At 43.6% G+C, this 19,196-nt stretch carries 21 protein-coding genes; all 21 read right to left on the bottom strand.

The window, feature by feature from the left end; genetic code table 11:
- Window positions 1–18: 18 nt before the first annotated feature.
- A complete protein-coding gene (gene qcrB / locus ABEV15_RS06620; RefSeq protein WP_498852726.1) occupies window positions 19–693 on the bottom strand; it encodes a menaquinol-cytochrome c reductase cytochrome b subunit in 675 nt (224 codons plus the stop codon).
- Between the two features lie 3 nt (window positions 694–696).
- Window positions 697–1,206, bottom strand: a complete 510-nt coding sequence (locus tag ABEV15_RS06615) for a Rieske (2Fe-2S) protein (RefSeq protein WP_498852725.1) — start codon at window positions 1,204–1,206, stop codon at window positions 697–699.
- A gap of 129 nt (window positions 1,207–1,335) precedes the next feature.
- Window positions 1,336–1,770 carry a YpiF family protein gene (locus ABEV15_RS06610; RefSeq protein WP_429630566.1) on the bottom strand — a complete coding sequence of 145 codons (435 nt, stop codon included), beginning with the start codon at window positions 1,768–1,770 and terminating at the stop codon, window positions 1,336–1,338.
- A gap of 105 nt (window positions 1,771–1,875) precedes the next feature.
- Window positions 1,876–2,400 (bottom strand): ReoY family proteolytic degradation factor, encoded by a 525-nt coding sequence (locus ABEV15_RS06605; protein ID WP_429630568.1) that lies wholly within the window; start codon window positions 2,398–2,400, stop codon window positions 1,876–1,878.
- A 31-nt stretch (window positions 2,401–2,431) separates the two neighbouring features.
- On the bottom strand, window positions 2,432–3,685 hold the full coding sequence (locus ABEV15_RS06600) for a tetratricopeptide repeat protein (RefSeq protein ID WP_429630570.1): 1,254 nt from the start codon (window positions 3,683–3,685) through the stop codon (window positions 2,432–2,434).
- A 90-nt stretch (window positions 3,686–3,775) separates the two neighbouring features.
- A complete protein-coding gene (aroA, locus tag ABEV15_RS06595) occupies window positions 3,776–5,062 on the bottom strand; it encodes a 3-phosphoshikimate 1-carboxyvinyltransferase (RefSeq protein WP_498852724.1) in 1,287 nt (428 codons plus the stop codon).
- Window positions 5,063–5,076: 14 nt separating this feature from the next.
- A complete protein-coding gene (locus tag ABEV15_RS06590; RefSeq protein WP_429630575.1) occupies window positions 5,077–6,180 on the bottom strand; it encodes a prephenate dehydrogenase in 1,104 nt (367 codons plus the stop codon).
- Window positions 6,162–7,277 carry a histidinol-phosphate transaminase gene (gene hisC, locus ABEV15_RS06585; RefSeq protein ID WP_498852723.1) on the bottom strand — a complete coding sequence of 372 codons (1,116 nt, stop codon included), beginning with the start codon at window positions 7,275–7,277 and terminating at the stop codon, window positions 6,162–6,164. The genes ABEV15_RS06590 and hisC overlap by 19 nt, the downstream gene beginning before the upstream one ends.
- Entirely contained in the window at window positions 7,219–8,058 is an 840-nt protein-coding gene (trpA, locus tag ABEV15_RS06580; protein WP_429630580.1) for a tryptophan synthase subunit alpha, read from the bottom strand. Before trpA ends, hisC begins: the two co-directional genes overlap by 59 nt.
- The gene (gene trpB / locus ABEV15_RS06575; protein WP_498852722.1) at window positions 8,055–9,251 is read right to left on the bottom strand and encodes a tryptophan synthase subunit beta; all 1,197 of its coding nucleotides are present in this window, start codon (window positions 9,249–9,251) and stop codon (window positions 8,055–8,057) included. Before trpB ends, trpA begins: the two co-directional genes overlap by 4 nt.
- Window positions 9,245–9,880 carry a phosphoribosylanthranilate isomerase gene (locus tag ABEV15_RS06570; RefSeq protein WP_498852721.1) on the bottom strand — a complete coding sequence of 212 codons (636 nt, stop codon included), beginning with the start codon at window positions 9,878–9,880 and terminating at the stop codon, window positions 9,245–9,247. The genes trpB and ABEV15_RS06570 overlap by 7 nt, the downstream gene beginning before the upstream one ends.
- The gene (gene trpC / locus ABEV15_RS06565) at window positions 9,877–10,638 is read right to left on the bottom strand and encodes an indole-3-glycerol phosphate synthase TrpC (protein WP_429630585.1); all 762 of its coding nucleotides are present in this window, start codon (window positions 10,636–10,638) and stop codon (window positions 9,877–9,879) included. The genes ABEV15_RS06570 and trpC overlap by 4 nt, the downstream gene beginning before the upstream one ends.
- Window positions 10,631–11,641 carry an anthranilate phosphoribosyltransferase gene (gene trpD / locus ABEV15_RS06560; RefSeq protein ID WP_498852720.1) on the bottom strand — a complete coding sequence of 337 codons (1,011 nt, stop codon included), beginning with the start codon at window positions 11,639–11,641 and terminating at the stop codon, window positions 10,631–10,633. Before trpD ends, trpC begins: the two co-directional genes overlap by 8 nt.
- Window positions 11,634–13,139 carry an anthranilate synthase component I gene (trpE, locus tag ABEV15_RS06555; protein WP_498852719.1) on the bottom strand — a complete coding sequence of 502 codons (1,506 nt, stop codon included), beginning with the start codon at window positions 13,137–13,139 and terminating at the stop codon, window positions 11,634–11,636. Before trpE ends, trpD begins: the two co-directional genes overlap by 8 nt.
- Window positions 13,140–13,307: 168 nt before the next feature.
- Window positions 13,308–13,688 carry a chorismate mutase gene (gene aroH, locus ABEV15_RS06550; RefSeq protein WP_498852718.1) on the bottom strand — a complete coding sequence of 127 codons (381 nt, stop codon included), beginning with the start codon at window positions 13,686–13,688 and terminating at the stop codon, window positions 13,308–13,310.
- Window positions 13,648–14,784 (bottom strand): 3-dehydroquinate synthase, encoded by a 1,137-nt coding sequence (gene aroB / locus ABEV15_RS06545; protein ID WP_498852717.1) that lies wholly within the window; start codon window positions 14,782–14,784, stop codon window positions 13,648–13,650. The genes aroH and aroB overlap by 41 nt, the downstream gene beginning before the upstream one ends.
- A gap of 2 nt (window positions 14,785–14,786) precedes the next feature.
- On the bottom strand, window positions 14,787–15,956 hold the full coding sequence (gene aroC, locus ABEV15_RS06540) for a chorismate synthase (protein ID WP_498852716.1): 1,170 nt from the start codon (window positions 15,954–15,956) through the stop codon (window positions 14,787–14,789).
- Window positions 15,957–16,064: 108 nt separating this feature from the next.
- A complete protein-coding gene (locus ABEV15_RS06535) occupies window positions 16,065–16,835 on the bottom strand; it encodes a CheR family methyltransferase (protein ID WP_429630597.1) in 771 nt (256 codons plus the stop codon).
- A 98-nt stretch (window positions 16,836–16,933) separates the two neighbouring features.
- The gene (gene ndk, locus ABEV15_RS06530; protein ID WP_498852715.1) at window positions 16,934–17,380 is read right to left on the bottom strand and encodes a nucleoside-diphosphate kinase; all 447 of its coding nucleotides are present in this window, start codon (window positions 17,378–17,380) and stop codon (window positions 16,934–16,936) included.
- A 111-nt stretch (window positions 17,381–17,491) separates the two neighbouring features.
- Window positions 17,492–18,454 (bottom strand): heptaprenyl diphosphate synthase component II, encoded by a 963-nt coding sequence (hepT, locus tag ABEV15_RS06525; RefSeq protein ID WP_498852714.1) that lies wholly within the window; start codon window positions 18,452–18,454, stop codon window positions 17,492–17,494.
- A gap of 11 nt (window positions 18,455–18,465) precedes the next feature.
- Complete coding sequence (locus tag ABEV15_RS06520; protein WP_429630603.1) at window positions 18,466–19,179, bottom strand: demethylmenaquinone methyltransferase; 714 nt, start codon at window positions 19,177–19,179, stop codon at window positions 18,466–18,468.
- Window positions 19,180–19,196 lie beyond the last annotated feature (17 nt).

Here is a 19,196-nt window from a genome sequence, read left to right as displayed (position 1 = left end):
CCTCCCTTATGCTAAATTTTACAGTGGACCAGAAATTCCTTGTTTCCGAATCATTAAGAAGTGGGCTGCCATTAATCCTAATAATGCTGCTGGCAAGAAAAATACGTGAATAGCAAAGAAACGCGTTAACGTTTGAGCACCGACAATTTCAGGATGACCTGCTAACAACGTTTTAATCGCCGGACCGATGACTGGCGTCGCTTCAGCAATTTGCAATCCTACTTTTGTCGCAAAGAGCGCTTTCATATCCCAAGGCAATAAATAGCCTGTAAAACCAAGACCCATCATTACCATAAAAATAAGCACACCAACGATCCAGTTTAATTCACGCGGCTTTTTATAAGCGCCTTGGAAAAATACACGCAACGTATGTAAAAACATCATCACAATAACAAGGCTTGCCCCCCAGTGATGCATGCCGCGCACGATTTGTCCAAATGCCACTTCGTTTTGTAAGTAATAAACAGACTCCCAAGCGTTTTTAATATCCGGTACGTAATACATCGTTAAAAACATACCAGATAAAATTTGGATGACTGTAACGAAAAACGTCAATCCACCAAAGCAGTAAACAAACGCTGAAAAGTGATGCGCAGGGTTTACGTGCTCTGGCACTTCATGATCTGCGATATCGCGCCACAAAGGCGTAATATCTAGCCGCTCGTCAACCCAATCATAAATCTTATTAAGCATGTATTACGCCTCCCCTCGTGGTTTCGCTTTACCTAAATACAACGTGCCATCTTTTACTTCGTATTCATAACGGTGCAATGGAGCTGGCGGTGGCGTATTTCGCACGTTCGTTCCGTCCTTTTCGTATAACCCATAGTGACAAGGACAGAAGAAACGGTTTGGATTGCTTTTGTCGCCATTCCAGTTCACCGTACAGCCAAGATGGGTACAAATAGGTGATAGGGCAACGATATCCCCATTTTCATCTTTAAATACCCACGCAGATCTTGGCTCTTCCGACTCGTACCATGCGTCCTTTACTTTTACTTTGAAGTCGAAGCGCTGTGGTTCTGTCGTAATGTCTTTCACTTGGGCAACTGCAACCATATCTTGTCCAGTTCCTTCTTTTAAAATCGGATCTAAGGCGAAGCGTACCATCGGTGATAAAATGCCAGCTGCCATAAATCCGCCTACACCTGTTAGCGTGTAGTTTAAAAACTGTCGTCTTGACACGCGATGCTTTTTCTCGCTCATCGTTTTCCCCCCTCTATATGAAGTTAAGTCCATTCGGACGAATTGTTATAACACATATATAAAACTAGGATAACCTAATGATATATCATGTTTCCATCAAGGTCAATATAATGATAGTGTAAACGCTATCTAATTTTTTAACGTCCATTTCGTCACTAATGCATCCATCACTTGCTCTACTTGTTGACGCACGACTTTTTGCTTATACGATTCATCGGCATGTTCAAGCGGAAGCGCTGGCACATAAACGAACGATTCATCGGCGATATCCGCATGTGAAGTAAGAAAACATATGTGTTGAAATCCCGTTTGTTTAAGTACGTTTATCCATTCATGTACACGGGCTTGCACTTGTTCATGAATGAAATATGTAAGCGGTGGAAATAACATCACTCTCCCTTTAAACTGTCGTTCCACTTCATTTGCAATCAGTAACGTATGCTCACTCATCTCAGCAAAAGCTTTCATATTTGTACACCCAATTGGTATGCACGGAACGAGCGCGGTATCCACGTACTCTTTCGCTTGATGATACATGTCCACATCTTTTGCTGTCCATTTCATTCAAATCACTCCTTATGTTTCCATCTTACACGAAATATATATGTATTTTTTTGAACATTTTGTGACAAATATATACATAGCAAAAAGCGTTGCGAAACCACGAGGTTAACGCAACGCTTTTAATTGTTCGGTCAGCTCGCGAAATTTTTGTTCATCTTGCTGATCAAGCGCCTCGTCAATTAACCGCATAATTTTTTGACGTTGAAAATGTTGAATCGATTGGTGCACAATCGTTTCAACAAGTTGTTCATCTTGTTTGTTCGCTTTTTTTGGCATATACGGATTTTCTTCAAGCACTGCCACGTATTGCGGCGAATGAAATGCACCGCGAAAATTAAGTTGAATGTAAATATCCTCATCACGATTTAAGCGAATATCGTGAAACGATTTTTCCGCATCTGTCGTGATGACGTTTTGCTTATAAAATCGAAACGGCACATCGTCAACACAATGCGTCGACATCATCATGCCGCGCGGGCAATATTCGGCATGTTCTACAAAATGCACCTTTTCCATGAGCGTATCATGACTAAGCAAATAGTTTAAAATCCATACACATTCGCGCCGTTTTAATTGATAGTTGTTTAAAAACCAGCGAACAAATTCTTTTTTCTCCCAGACAGAAACCATTCCCTTCCCCCCTCGCATCCGAATGACAACTTCATTCAAATTGCAACATCATGTGGGCAATCTCTTCGTTTGTCGGATCGATACACAATAGTTGTTCAAATATGTCTTTTGCTTTCTCTCTTCTTCCCTCCTCAAATAAAAAATAGCCAAAATCATATAAAAAGTTTGGATCATCTTTAAAAAAAGTATATGCCTCTTCATAATGCTTTAATGCCTGATCATACATTTCAAGCTTTTGTTTCGCCTTCGCAAGCTCCCATTCAAATTGTGGATCGTATTCGCCTTGTTCGATCGCTTGCTGAATAACGCGTACAACGTCTTCGTACCGCTCCTCGTGAAACAATAAGCTCGTCCATATGAATAACGCTTCTAAATAACCCGGATCGATATTAAGCGCTTGTTCAATGTACTTAAGCGCTTCCTCACGTTTTCCGAGCTTTAATGCAATCTTTCCTGCATAGACGAGCAATTGTTTATTCCATTCATCAATCGTTAATCCTTCTTTTGCTATTTCGTAGCTTTGTTGTATATCTCCTTCTTGTTCATACGATTTTGCTAAAAATAAATAAAGCGGCACGTACTCACGATCAAGCGCTTTTAACTCGCTCAATTTCGCAATAGCTGTTTTATATGCTTCTGCTTGATACGCAGTAAATCCGTATTGAAATAACGTATGGGCATCGAAGCGTTCACTTAACGCTTGTTCATAATAAGATAGCGCTTGTTCAAATTCACCAAGCAAGCTATATGCTTCCGCCATGCGTTGAGCAAGAACGGTGCCGGCGATCGTTTTTGTTTGTTTCATGACTTGTTCATAATACAGCAAACTTTTTTGATACTGACCGCTCGTAAAATATAGTTCAGCTAACGCAAATTGAACAAGAGGTTCATTCGGCATTTTTTCATACGCTTTCAATAATTTTTGTTCACTCACTTCGTCTAATCCTTGCATTTGATAAAGGTCTGCCATCAACAAGCATGCTCGCACATAATATGGGTCATCTTCTTCTATATCCATCAACAATTCAAGCGCTTCTTCTTCTTTATCCATCTCTGTATATATTTCTGCTAAAAACAGCTGCAGTTCACGTTCATCTGGATAGCGCGCAAGCAACGTCCGAACGAGCGACTCCGCCTCTTCTAACCAGCCCCATGAAAAAAATTGGTCAGCTAACATATACCGCTCTTCATCGCTTCCGTTTTGTTTGATTTGCTCAGCAAGCGATAATGCACGCTCAACCTCACCTTGTTCAACGAGTTGAACGATTTGATCTAGTTTCTTCATCTAGTCTCACCCTCATCATTCATATCATCACGCTTTATCATACCATCGAACAAATAGTCATGCAAAAAAAGAAGCTGATCCATAATGGAATCAGCTTTGCAATGCATGCAAATGTTCAAAAAACGTCGGATACGACACCGCGATCGCCTCAGGACGTTGAAGAACGATGTCTCCTTTTGTGATGCACGCTGCGATAGCTAACACCATCCCGATACGATGATCACCATAGCTATCAACAATGACATCGTTCGCATAAAGCGGTGTTTTCCCATGAATAATCATTCCATCTTCTGTTGCTTCAATGTGAGCACCAAGCTTTCGCAATTCGGACACGACCGTTGCAATGCGATCCGTTTCTTTTACTTTTAACTCGCTCGCATCTGTAATGACAGTCGTTCCTTCAGCTTGCGTAGCTAAAAGAGCGATGATTGGGATTTCATCAATTAATCGCGGGATCATATCCCCTCCGATATGCATTGCTTTCAGCGTCGAAGTGCGCACTGTTATATCAGCTACTGGTTCGCTGTCTTCGTTGCGAACATGTTCGATAGAAATATCCGCCCCCATTTCAATCAACACATCAATAATGCCTGTGCGCGTCGGATTGATTCCGACGTGCTTTAACGTAATTTCGCTATTTGGGACGATCGCACCAGCCACTAAAAAGAAAGCAGCGGAAGAAATATCTCCCGGCACTTCTACATCAATGGCATGAAGTGTTTGCCTTCCTGTAACTGAGACGCTCAATCCGTCAATGTGCACATCCGCTCCGAACGCCCGTAACATGCGCTCGGTATGATCACGAGATTGATGTGGCTCAGTAACTGTTGTTGTTCCTTCCGCATGTAAACCTGCGAGCAAAATAGCTGATTTCACTTGAGCGCTTGCAACAGGTGAATAATATGTAATCGGCTGCAATTGACCGCCGCGAATAGCTAACGGGGTGTAGCGTCCTTGTTCTCGGCCGTCAATGTGTGCACCCATTTGTTTAAGGGGGATTGTGACGCGATCCATCGGGCGTTTCGCAATCGAATCATCCCCGATCAAACAAGCATGGAACGGACAAGCAGCTAAAATACCTAACAACAAACGCGTTGTCGTACCTGAGTTGCCAACGTTTAATATATGGGTTGGTTCTTTTAAACCTTCCATTCCTTTTCCTTCAACAATCACTTCATTTCCATGTTGCATAATCGTTACACCCATTTTACGAAAACAATCGATCGTGCTTAAACAATCTTCACCTGTTAAAAAATTTGTCACCCGCGTCGTCCCTTTCGCAAGCGCCCCAAACATAACAGCGCGGTGGGAAATTGACTTATCTCCTGGGACGGCAATTTCTCCTCGCAATGCATGGATATTTGTTTTTAATTCCATCATTCCACCCTCTTTTACACAACGTACGTTTCGTAGTTTGTATTGGTTTCGATGCAATGTTTTGCTCGTTGACGATCATCTTCTGTTTGGAAGCTTAAACGAAGCACACCGTAAATATCTTCGCGCGTTTCAATAATGCGAATGTTTGTAATGCTAATGCGCTCTTTCGCCAAATAACCGGTAATTTCAGAAATAACCCCCGGATAGTCTGGCACATCGACATATAAATCGTAAAAGGAAGGAATGGCGCCTTTCGTTCGAGCAGGAAGACCGTCACGAAACTGTTTCGCTTCATGAAAATATTGATAAATTCGTTCGCTATCTCCGTCAGCAACGTACGTACGAATTTTTTTCATTTCCTCGATCCAACGATCGAACAGCTGCAACAACTCCTCTTTGTTATGTATAAAAATATCGCGCCACATTTCTGGATTGCTAGAGGCAATGCGCGTAATATCACGGAAACCACCCGCAGCCAATCGGCTGACAAGCGCATCTTCTCGCTCGTATTGTTGCGCTTGATGAACAAGGCTCGCCGCGATGATGTGCGGAAAGTGGCTAATGACGCCAGCAATGCGATCGTGCTCTCTCGGCGTTAATGTAACAAAATGCGCTTTCGTTCCTTTAAGCCATTGTTTTAATCGCATGACGTCGTCTTGTTTGACATGTTCCGTTGGCGTTAAAATATAAAATGCATTTTCAAACAAATGCGCACGCGCAGCCGCCACACCGCTTTTATGTGAACCTGCCATCGGATGCCCGCCGATAAACGCTACTCCTTTTTCTAATAACGGCAACGCTTGCTCGACAATGCGTTCTTTTGTACTTCCTACATCTGTAACAATGACATGTGGCCGTAAAGACAGACTGACCAACTCATGAAGCAATTGCTCTGTTTGAACGACAGGGGCAGCAAGCACGATGACATCTGCTTCACGCGCAGCGTGAGCAAAAGAAGGGACCGCTTCATCAATGACGCCAAGCGAACGAGCTAAACGTAGCGATTCGTTCGATACGTCATATCCAATCACTGTCGCGTCCTCATGCGCTCGCTTAATTGCGAGCGCAATCGAACCACCAATTAGGCCGAGACCGACAATTAAAATGTTTCCTCGCAAAGATGCTCACTTCTTTCTTTCAACATGTTTGTTAAAGCACGAATAACCGTTTCATTTTGTTCCGTCGATCCGACCGTAATACGCACAGCTGTCGGAAAACCGAGGGCGCATCCTGAACGAACAATGATGCCGCGCTGAAGCAAATACGTAAACACTTCATCACCGCTAAAACCAAAATCAATTAAAATAAAATTTCCTTCCGATGGGTAGTAGCGCAAACTATGTTTATCGCAAAATGCGTAAAATTGGTTTAATCCTTGTTTATTTTTTTGTGCGCATTGTTGAATAAATGCTTGATCTTTTAACGCAGCTAAGGCGGCGACTTGCGCAAGGCGTGACGTGTTAAATGGCTCGCGCGCTGGTTCGATCGCTTGTAAAATATGTTCATGTGCAATGCCATATCCGATGCGAAGCGCAGCCAAGCCGTACGCTTTTGAAAATGTGCGTAAAATGATTATATTTTCATATTGTTGAAGCAAAGCAACAGTATTTGGATAATCGTCTGCCTGCACGTATTCATAATACGCTTCATCGACAACGACGAGCACATGTTTAGGCACCTGTGCTAAAAATGCCCGCAAAGATGCGTCATCGACATACGTGCCTGTCGGATTGTTTGGGCTACAAATCCAAACGACGCGCGTATCGTCATCAATCGCTTGAAGCATTGCGTCTAAATGATGATGTCCATCTTGAAGTGGAACCTCTCTCACTTCTGCCCCTTCGATGATTGCATTATGACGATATTGCGGAAACGTCGGTGTAGCCATCACCGTATTTGTTCCTTTTTGTAAAAATGCGCGACAAATCATTTGCACGACTTCATCGGAACCGTTTCCGAAAATGAGTTGTTTTTCATTGACTCCAACATGCATAGCGAGCGACTCGCGCAACGTTCGGCTATATCCGTCGGGATATAACGCTAAATGGTCAAGCTCAGCAATAATCGCTTGTTGAACAAGCGGTGAACAACCGTACGGATTTTCATTTGACGCTAGCTTAATGACCGTTTCTAACCCGTATTCACGCTTCACTTCTTCAATCGGCTTGCCCGGTTGGTACGGTTTTAATTGTTGTAGTTGTTGTTTGACTCTCATTTTTCCTCACCCTTTTCAATGGTTCAATAAGCGAAGCAACGTATTGAGAAAAAGCGATGAGCGCATGTTCGCGTGCATGCACGTCGTTTAATTCGTCTTGAAGCTGTTCAATTTTTTGCACAATAGCGCTACCGATGACGATGCCATCACATATATGTTGTAGTCGCTCTACTTGTTCAGCTGTCGAAATGCCGAATCCGACGACGACAGGAACACGGCTATATGATTTCACTTGTTGTAAAAATTCGTGCAATTCCGCTGGCAATGAATCTCGAATGCCCGTTACACCTAACGATGACACACAATATAAAAACGATTGAGCTTGCGAGGCAATCATTGCGATGCGTTCATGAGACGTTGGAGCGACGATTGAAATATACGGAATTTGATATGTGTCGCCTAATGTTCTCATATGCTCGCTTTCCTCAAACGGTAAATCTGGAATAAGCACGCCGCTTGCACCGTTTTGTCGCGCTAAAGTAAAAAAGCGTTCTTCTCCTAATTGTAACACAGGATTGTAATACGTAAAGACAATAATCGGAATTTTTACACCTTTTTTTCTCATTCGTCCAATGAGCTCAAGCGCTTTTGTTAACGTCATTCCATTTTTCAGCGCCCGACTCGCTGCTCGTTGAATAATCGGCCCATCTGCAAGCGGATCAGAGTAAGGGACGCCGAGCTCTAATATCGTTGCCCCCATTTGTTCAAGCGCAACAGCTAAATCAATCGTCACGTCTTCAGATGGATCGCCAGCAACGATAAATGGAATAAAATGTTTCATCTCGGTTCATCCCCTTCCAAATAGTTCATTACCGTTTGCACATCTTTATCTCCTCTTCCCGATAAACAAACGAGAATCGTCTCATTTTTTGAGCGAAGAGGGGCAATTTGAAACGCTTTGGCAAGCGCATGGGCGGACTCGATCGCTGGAATGATTCCTTCCGTTTCTGCTGTCATTTGCAATGCAGCGATCGCTTCTTCATCCGTTACACTTTCATAACGAACGCGACCAATTTGTGCCAAATATGCATGCTCTGGGCCAACGCCTGGATAATCCAATCCCGCTGAAATGGAATACGGTTCAGTAATTTGCCCATGTTCGTCTTGCAATACGTATGTGAGCGATCCGTGAATGACACCCTTTTTCCCTTTTGTTATGGTTGCGGCATGTTCAGTTGTATGCACACCTTTGCCAGCCGCCTCAACACCAATACATTCAACGTCATCCTCTAAAAATGGATGAAACATACCAATTGCATTACTTCCCCCTCCAACACATGCAATGATCGTGTCCGGAAGCTTCCCTTCTGCTTTTAACATTTGTTCGCGCGCTTCTTCGCCAATAATGCGTTGAAATTCGCGCACCATCATCGGATACGGATGAGGACCGACTACAGAACCGATCATATAAAAATGATCGTCACAATGCTCGACCCAATAACGAATCGCTTCGTTTGTCGCATCTTTTAACGTGCGATTGCCGCTTGTCACCGAAATAACTTGTGCACCAAGCAGTTTCATACGAAATACGTTTAACGCTTGTCGCTTCACATCTTCTTCGCCCATAAACACTTTACATTCCATGCCAAAACGAGCCGCAACGGTCGCCGCAGCCACTCCGTGTTGTCCTGCACCTGTTTCTGCGATAATTTTTCGCTTACCCATTCGTTTCGCTAACAACGCTTGCCCGATGGCGTTGTTAATTTTATGAGCACCGGTATGATTTAAGTCTTCACGTTTAAAGTACATTTTCGCCCCGCCTAATCGTTCTGTCAAGTTTTTTGCGAACGTTAAAGCAGTCGGACGGCCTGAGTATTCATACAAATGGTGCATATATTCGGCATGAAACGAAGGATCGGCCATCGCTTCATATAGTTGTTGTTCGATGTCGGCTAACGGACGCATTAACGTTTCCGGAACAAATTTTCCACCGAACATGCCAAAACGGCCACGTTCATTTGGTAATATCAACATGTTTTCACCTTCTGTTCAATTGTTTTCATTTTCTGCTCACTTTTCCGTTCATTTTCTTCAATTCCACTACTAATATCTATGCCAAACGGTTCATATGCTACCAGTTGCTCAACGTTGTCTGGCGTAATGCCTCCTGCGATGAAGCAAGGAACACCTTGGCGATTTGCCTCCTCCATGTAAGAAGGAACATCGGCCCAATCAAATGAGATGCCTGTTCCACCCCATGCTCCTTTTCGCCCGCTATCAATAACGAAACCGTCTGCGATTCCTTCCCATACACGCATATATGACCACGCCCCAGGGGCATGGTGAATCGCTTTCCAAACAGGGATGTGAAACGATTCTTTTAATTGTTTCACCGTCTGAACCGTCTCCATGCCGTGACATTGAATAATCGATAAAGGAACGTGTTCCAGAACAGAAGCGACAGAGCAAATCGTTGGGTGGACAAAGACGCCAACGATTTGTTTTGCACCAAGTTCAACGAAAGATAACCATTGTTTCACATCTTTCGGTTCGACCTTCCGTTTACTTTCAGCAAAAACGAACCCGATATAATCCGCCTTGCTGTGTGCAACAAGCTGTACGTCATGAAATGAGCGATTACCGCAATATTTTAAAACGGTCATACATACCGCTCCCCAAATAATTCATAAACGGCCACACCAACATCTCGTTTGCGCATAAGCGCTTCACCGACGAGCATCGCATGAGCACCTGCTTGGCGAACAGTTTGTACGTCATCATATGTGTGAATGCCACTTTCGCTAACAATGATGCAATTCGGCAAAAGCGGAACGATTTGTTCTGTCACATGAAGCGATGTTTGAAACGTCTTTAAATCGCGATTATTAATGCCGATCACTTTCGGTGTGAACCGTTTTAAAATCGCATCTACCGTTTGCGGTGCATGCACTTCCACTAAACATTGCAATCCCATTTCGTGCGCTTCTTCATATAATTCGTGTAAAAAAGACGGATCGAGCGCTTCACCGATAAGCAAAATCGCATCTGCGCCAATACGGACGCTTTCGACCAGTTGTTTGCGATCGATAATAAAGTCTTTACGTAAAATTGGTATATGAATGTGTTGTTTCACCTTCGTCACATATGACCGATGCCCAGCGAAATATTGTTCATCTGTTAATACAGATACAGCATCAGCACCTGCTCGTTCGTATGCACATGCGATGTCAACGACATTCATTTGTTGCCGAATGACGCCTTTCGATGGCGATGCTTTTTTCACTTCAGCAATTAACCCTAAAAAACGATGCGGATTCGCCAAGGCGTCATAAAACGAGCGACGAGGAAGTTGTTCGCATGCTTCTGGCAATTGTAATGATGCCACTTCTTCTTTTTTTGTTTGCAAAATCGTTTCAAGCATAAATTTCACCTCGCAATCGTTGCAAATACGCATATGCACGCCCTGTTTCAATCGCCTGTTTCGCCATATTTACTCCATCGATTATATCGGTTGCCGCACCAGCAACATATAAAGCAACACCCGCATTCAGTAAAACGACATTTTTCGCACTTTCGTTCGCGCGATTCGCAAACACATTTTCAATTAGCTTCGCACTTTCGCTTACGCTGCGGACACATATGTCGGCTAAGCAACCGCGCGGTAATCCTACATCTTCTGGAGCAATGACACGTTGAATAATGCGGCCATGTTTCAGTTCAATCCATTGCGTTTCGGAAGCAATGCTGCACTCATCTAAACCGTCATAGCTTGTAACAAAAACGGTATGTTCCGTTCCGATTCGTTGCAGCGCTTCTGCCATTTTCATAGCATCTTTTGCATTATGCACCCCAATGACTTGCCGTTTCGGCCGGGCGGGATTGACGAGCGGTCCGAGCAAATTAAATGTAGTGCGCATTTTTAAACTTTGGCGAACGGGCGCCACATATTTCATCGCTTCATGGTAAAATGGGGCGAATAAAAAAACGAGCCGATGTGTACGTAACGCTTGCTTTGCTTCTTCTTCCGTCTTTGGCATCGGAATAAGGAAATGCTCGATCACATTGGCGCTTCCGCTTGTCGATGAGACGGCACGATTGCCATGCTTCGCAACAGGGATATCGAGCGATGCGACAAGCAAGGCCACTGCTGTCGAAATATTGAACGTTCCTTTTCCATCTCCTCCCGTGCCACACGTATCGATTACCGGCTCATCGAAACAAATCGTTCGCATTTGTTTGTGCATCGCTCGAATAAAACCGACAAGCTCATCGACCGTTTCACCGCGAAACCGCAGCAAGGCTAAAAAAGCAGCGACTTGTTTTTCATCCACCTCCCCACTCATCATCGCGTTCATCGCTTCATACGCTTCTTGTTCCGTTAACGTTTCGTGCGTGGCACATTTATGCAACAACCGTTCAAACACGTTGTTCTCCCCCTTTAAATACGTACTCTGCAAGCTGAATCGCATGAATTAAAGCGCTCGCTTTATTTCGCGTTTCTTTCCATTCCAATGCAGGCAATGAATCGGCAACGACTCCCGCCCCCGCTTGCACATATGCCACTTCATTTTTTAATACAGCTGTGCGAATGGCTATACATGAATCAATGTTTCCATCAAAGCCGATATATGCAATCGCACCAGCATATACGTTGCGCGCTGTCGGCTCTAGCTCCTGAATAATTTGCATCGCCCGAATTTTTGGTGCCCCGCTCACCGTTCCAGCAGGAAAAGCAGCGATGAGCGCATCAAGTGGGTGAACATCGTCTCGAAGCGTTCCTGTTACTTTTGAAATTAAATGCATAACGTGCGAAAACTTCCCGATTTGCATAAATTGCGGCGTACGCACCGTCCCATACATAGCGACGCGACCAATATCATTGCGCGCTAAATCGACAAGCATATAATGTTCCGCTCGTTCTTTCGGGTCATGAAGCAACTCGTTCATAAGCGAAGCGTCTTCTTGTTCATTTTTGCCGCGACGGCGCGTACCAGCGATCGGGTCGATTTCGAGCTCCCGATTTCGCACTTGAATGAGCTTCTCTGGAGAGCTACCGACAATCTGTTCTTCGCCAATATTTAAATAAAATAAATATGGTGATGGATTTAATAGACGTAACAAACGATATAGTTCAAATCCATCAATAGACGTTTCGATTGCAAATCGTTGTGACAAAACAGCTTGAAAAATATCACCGCTCGCAATATATGATTGAATTCGTTCAACCGCTTGATAAAACGTTTGGCGATCCATATTCGAACGGACGCGATCGAACGAAACGGGCATGTTTCGTTCGAACATCATATGTGCTTGTTCATCGCAACCGTGCACCATTCGGCGTGCAAGTTCGTCTATTCTTTGACAAGCTGCTTCATACTTTTCTATTCGTTTTGTTTCGTCGTCTGTTTCTTCTAAACGAACATAATGGATAAGCAACAACTCTTTTTTTACATGGTCAAAAGCAAAAAGAGATTCACAAACAACAAAATGAACAATTTTCATTTGTAAATCGTTATACACATGAAATGGAACTTTTTCGATTGAAGAAATAAAGTCGTAGCTTATATAACCGACAGCTCCCCCGCGAAACGGAACGTCTAATGACAACGGTTGAACGTTCAAATGATGTTGCATGAAAGCAAACGCTTCTTGTATTGTCGCTGTGCGTATCAGCAACCGTTGCTGTTCTTTCACAAAAAACTGCTTGCCATCGTCGCTTTCAATCGACATGAATGGACGAACACCAATAAACGAATAACGCGACCACGGGGACATTTCATCTCCGCTTTCAAGCAGAAATGTCGCTTCATCACGTAAAGCCATAAATAGTTGAATCGGCTGGAACGTGTCGGCAAAAAAGCGCCGCACAATCGGAATCGTCCGAAAATGGGAAGCTGCTTGTAAAAATGCAGTTGTATTCATGATCGTTCTCCTTTCTTGGAGAATGAACATGAGGGGAAACAAAGAGGAAACAAAAAAACCTAAAGACGAGCAGTCTTTAGGCGTGAATATCTCAACCATCCTCTGCTCCGCTCTCACTCATTCTCTACTCAACTCTTACTCTACTCAGCTCACTTATAGGTTATCATATTATATTTCTGACTTTTTTGTCAACGATAAATCCGGACGAAGTTGGACTGCTTCGCGTAAATACACGTGACGGATGTCTTGTTGTGCACGCGTCGTATGTACCGTCATCATGATGCGAATACATTTCGGCAATGAGTGGGGAACGTTAATTTCGCGCATGCACATGACTGGGACGTACGTCCAACCGTCAAGATAACGCAACGCTTTAGCTGGAAACGCGGCATTTAGATCGTCGGTCATCGAAATAAGTACCGATACGACATCTTCTGCGCTTACATCGTTTTGACGGATCATTTCCGTTAACAGTCGTTTCGTTTCGTCCACAATTTCTCGTTCATCGTTATCGTTCACGGTCGTTGCTCCGCGAATGGCTCGAATCACACTTTTCCCCTCCTTCTTCAGCAAACGCGTATAACCATTGCAGTAATTGCTCATCGCTTATACGTTCTACGCATACCGTTCCGATCTCTTTCATTAGTACCATGCGCACCGTTTGCTCTTTCGTTTTTTTATCTTTTTTCATTTTTGCAAGCAAACGTTCCGGCGATACGTGTGACGGAAGCGATGTCGGAAAACCGTAATGATGAAACAGCGTCCGAAACGATGAATAAAAAAGCGGTTGCTTGTAAAAACGTTCGCTTACAAAAATCGCAAATAACATGCCGAGGGCAACCGCATCTCCATGCGTCATCACCCCATAACCGAGCTCGCTTTCTAACGCATGACCGAGCGTATGACCGAAGTTTAAATGCGCGCGAACATCATGTTCTTTTTCGTCTTGTGCAACAATGGCTGCTTTAATTTCAATCCCTTTTTGAATCGCGTATTGTAACTCGTCACCACGCAAGTCATCTAGCTTTTGCACGTTCGCTTGTAACCAGCCAAAAAAAACACGATCATAAATTAGGGCATGTTTAATCACTTCAGCAAATCCCGACCGCATTTCTCGTTCAGGGAGCGTAGCGAGCAAGGAAATATCATAAAAAACGAGCTCTGGCTGATAAAAAGCGCCAATCATATTTTTTCCAAGCGGATGGTTAATGGCTGTTTTTCCACCAACAGCACTATCATGCGCTAGTAACGTCGTCGGCACTTGAACAAATCGAATGCCACGCATATATGTCGCTGCGACAAAACCAGCTAAATCCCCGACAACCCCCCCGCCAAGCGCGACGATTAATGAATCACGATCAAGATGGGATGTGAGCGCTGCGGTATGGCATGCATAAAACTGCTCAAACGACTTTGCTTCCTCGCCACTCGGAATGATATGTGTGTATACACGGTCATATGTTTGACGAAGAACATGCTGCACATCAGCTAAATAAAGCGAAGCAACCGTTTCATCTGTAATAATGAGTACTGCTGTCACATTTGGACAGGCGCGGTCAATCATGCGATCAAGCATAGGTAATAGTTCATTTCCAATAACGACTTCATATCGTTTCGACGGCGTAGCGATGTGAATGCGTTTCATCGTTAAAACTCCTTTGCGTACCGGCGCATGTTTTCGACATTTTCAATAATAAGATCCATACGATCTTGTCCAAATTGTTCGACAATCGCATTCGCAATTTCCCATGCTACAACTGCCTCAGCAACGACGCTTGCCGCTGGAACTGCGCAACTATCTGAACGCTCAATGCTTGCTGCAAACGGTTCTTTCGTTTCGATATCGACACTCATCAGCGGTTTATATAACGTCGGAATCGGCTTCATCACCCCGCGCACGACAATCGGCATACCTGTCGTCATTCCGCCTTCAAATCCGCCAAGGCGATTCGTTTTGCGCGTATATCCTGTTTCTGGATTCCATACGATTTCGTCGTGTACCTCGCTTCCAAAACGGCGTGCCGCTTCAAAGCCGATGCCAAATTCAACCCCTTTAAACGCATTAATGCTAACCATCGCAGCTGCAATTTTTGCATCTAACTTTCGATCATAATGAACGTAGCTGCCGACACCAACAGGAACACCTTCGACAATGACCTCTACAATTCCACCAATAGAGTCTCCTTTTTGTTTTGCTTCATCAATTGCAGCCATCATCTTTCTTTCCGCTTCCGCATCAAAACAACGAACAGGAGATTGTTCTGTTACTCGTTGCAACTCTTCAAGCGACGTATATGCGGTATTTTCCGCCTTTACTCCTCCAATTTCAACGACGTGGCTTGCGATGCGAATGCCTAACTCCGCTAAAATGCGTTTCGCTACCGCTCCAGCCGCCACGCGTACCGTCGTTTCTCGCGCAGATGAGCGCTCTAACACGTTGCGCATATCGCGATGACCGTATTTTATTGCCCCATTTAAATCCGCATGGCCCGGACGCGGACGCGTTACTTTTCGCTTAACGTCTTCTGTTTCATCAATAAGCGGCTCAATGCTCATAATGTTCGTCCAATGTTTCCAATCGCGGTTTTCAACGACCAGCGTAATGGGAGAACCGAGCGTTTTCCCGTGGCGAACACCGCTTAAAATTTTCACTTCGTCTTTTTCAATTTGCATGCGTCGTCCGCGACCATATCCTTTTTGTCGCCGCGCCAAGTCTTCGTTAATATGCTCTGCTAGAAGCGTCAATCCTGCTGGAACACCTTCGATAATTGTTGTCAATTGTGGACCGTGAGATTCACCTGCTGTTAAGTACCGCAATTTCCTCTCTCCCTTCATCTCTTTAAAGCAATTATGTATGAATATAACACATTTTTTCCAAGCATGTAACCCCTTAATTGCACAGAAAACGACCGAGTTCAGTCGCAGCTATATTTTTCGGTAAAAAAATGTATCCTCTACTTCAAATCCATATGCTGTCGGATTAAAAATTTGTTCGGTACTACCGATGAAAAAAATACCGCCAGGACGGAGAGCGCGATTAAATTTTAAATACAATTCATGCTTCGCTTCTTCCGTAAAGTAAATAAGCACGTTGCGACAAACAATTAAATCAAAATTCGTATCAAACGGATCGGCAAGCAAATTATGTTTTTTAAACGTGACTGTTCGTTTAATATCATCTACAACTTTGTAATAAGACCCTTCCTGTACAAAAAACTTTTTCTTCACATCTTCCGGCACTTCTTGAAGAGACCGTTCCATATAAATGCCAAGCTTCGCCCGCGCCATCGCATTATCGTCAATGTCCGTTGCTAATACAGACACTTGCGATAACGGCATGAACTTTGACAAAATAATCGCTAACGTATACGGCTCTTCCCCCGTTGAACATGCAGCACTCCACACTTTAAGCCGTCTATTTTTTTTAAGAATTTTCGGAATAATTTTTTTCTCAAGCACTTCCCATCGTTTCGCATTGCGGAAAAATTCAGATACGTTAATGGTCATGCGATCTAAAAACTCATGAAACAACGCTTGGTCGTGATTCATCGCGCGAAAAAATTCATCAAAATTTTTAAATCCTTTTTTTTCGTAGAGAGAAGTTAATCGCCGTTTCATTTGCGCTTCTTTATAAAGCGCTAAATCAATGCCTGTTTTCCGTTTGACGTTTGCAATAAATTGTTGATAATCACTCATACAAAAAACTCCTCTTCCTTTTCTTTCATAAGTACAGTATAACGAAAATGCGAAAAAACAGGAATAAAAAAATAAAGATAGGCATGTGCCTACCTTTTTTAGTATACCCACTCGTTCATCAGCTTGTTGTAAGAAACGAGTTCTTCTTCTTTGAAAAATAGTTGAATTTCGCGCGCTGCGCTCTCTTTTGAGTCGGAACCGTGAATGATGTTTTTTCCGACCGTTAAACCGAAATCTCCACGAATCGTACCTGGCAACGCTTCTTGCGGATTTGTTTTGCCCATCATTTGACGCGCTGTAGCGATGACGTTCTCGCCTTCCCATACCATCGCAAATACTGGACCGGACGTAATAAATTCAACAAGCTCACCGAAAAACGGGCGCTCTTTATGCTCTGCGTAATGTTGTTCAGCAAGCTCGCGCGATACTTGCATCAATTTTGCGCCAACAAGCTGAAAACCTTTCCGTTCAAAACGTGCTACGATGTCACCGATAACACCGCGTTGTACCCCATCTGGTTTGACCATTAGAAATGTTCTTTCCATGACAAATTCTCCACCCCTGATACGTTATGTATTGGAAATGACTCCTCAGCAATTATAACATTCTGCATGCAAGTTAGCAATATTCACCATGAAAACGTTTTAATTTTTCTTTTAATATTTTCGTTTTCCAATATATTTTGCAATGTTATAAAGCGCAGTCCAAGCGCGATTACGTGGCAATGTTTGCAACATGCGAAGCGCTTTTTGTAAATAGCGATCCCCGAGCTCATACGATTTTTCAATGGCGTTTGTTCGTTTAATACCGTCTATTAAATCTGCCATTTCGCGACTTGTCGTATGTTCATTCACTTTCATAATTTGTTCTTTTAACGTTCGTTCTTTCATCGCATACAAAACAGGGAGCGTCACATGGCCTTGCGATAAATCGCTTCCTGCTGGTTTGCCAAGCTGTTTTTCCGTTCCGATAAAATCGAGAATATCATCTGTGATTTGAAAGGACATTCCAACGTAATAGCCGAACCAATACAATTTTTTATGAACAGCCTCAGGCGCTCCTGCAACGACGCCACCGAGCTGACAGCTTGCTGCAATGAGCAAAGCTGTTTTTCTTTTGATTCGCTGCAAATAACGACGCAAATTTTGATCAAATCGATATTTGTCACTAATTTGCCCAATTTCTCCTCGACATACTTCAACGATGGTGTTTGCTAAAATGTGATGGGCAACCGGATCGTCAATTTCACACATTTGTTCAAGCGCTCGCGCAAATAAATAATCGCCCACGTACATCGCAAACTGATTTCCCCATTTGGCTTGAATCGTCTCTTTTCCGCGCCGCAACATCGCGCCGTCAATGACATCATCATGGACAAGAGAAGCCATATGAATGAGTTCAAGAGCGACGGCTACTCGCTTCATCTTCTCGAAATGATACGTGCCAAATTGTCCACCAAGCAAGACAAACACCGGACGAATGCGTTTTCCACCCGCCTCAAGTAAATGTAACGATGCCTCGTTAACAAGCGGATCATAGGCTTGCACTGTTTCTTTTAATTCTTGTTCAATTCGGTTTAAATCCCCATTTAAAAACGAATACATCGCCTTTAGCTTCATCACTATTCACCTTAACGTCCATCAGGTTTATATCCGAGATGCATCGCCGCCACTCCGAACGTATACGGTTTCACTTGTACGCGCACGAAACCGGCTTGACGAAACATATCTGCTAGCTCGTCCATTCCTGGAAACTCACGAGCCGACTCTTGCAGCCACGAGTATTCTTCATAGCTTTTCGCGAAAATTTTCCCGAAAAAAGGCATGATATAACGGAAATATGCATAGTACAACTGGCGAAAACCGATCAACGTTGGTTGTGACGTTTCTAAACAAACGACTTTTCCACCCGGTTTTGCCACGCGATACATTTCTTTTAATACGGTCATATAGTCGGGAACGTTGCGCAATCCAAAACCGATCGTCACATAGTCGAACGTATTGTCAGGAAAAGGCAAACTCATGGCGTTTCCATGAACAAGTGTGACATGTTGAAAACCACGCTCTTTTACTTTTTCTTCTCCTACTTTTAACATATTGCGACTAAAATCAAGTCCGTATACTTCTCCGCCAGGTCCGACTGCTTCCGCCAATGCAATCGTCCAATCGGCTGTCCCGCAACATACATCGAGCGCTTTTGCTCCTTTTTGCACGTTCATTCGTTTCATCGTATCTTTTCGCCATGCGACATGGCGTTTAAAGCTAATGACAGAGTTCATGCGATCATAATGGTCAGAAATTTTTTCAAATACGCGATGAACACGTTCTTCTTTCGACTGTTGCATAAAAATCCCCTTCTTTC

Source organism: Bhargavaea massiliensis (genome assembly GCF_050480245.1).
Classification (GTDB): Bacteria; Bacillota; Bacilli; order Bacillales; family Anoxybacillaceae; genus Anoxybacillus.
This window is presented reverse-complemented; position numbering and strand designations above follow the sequence as displayed.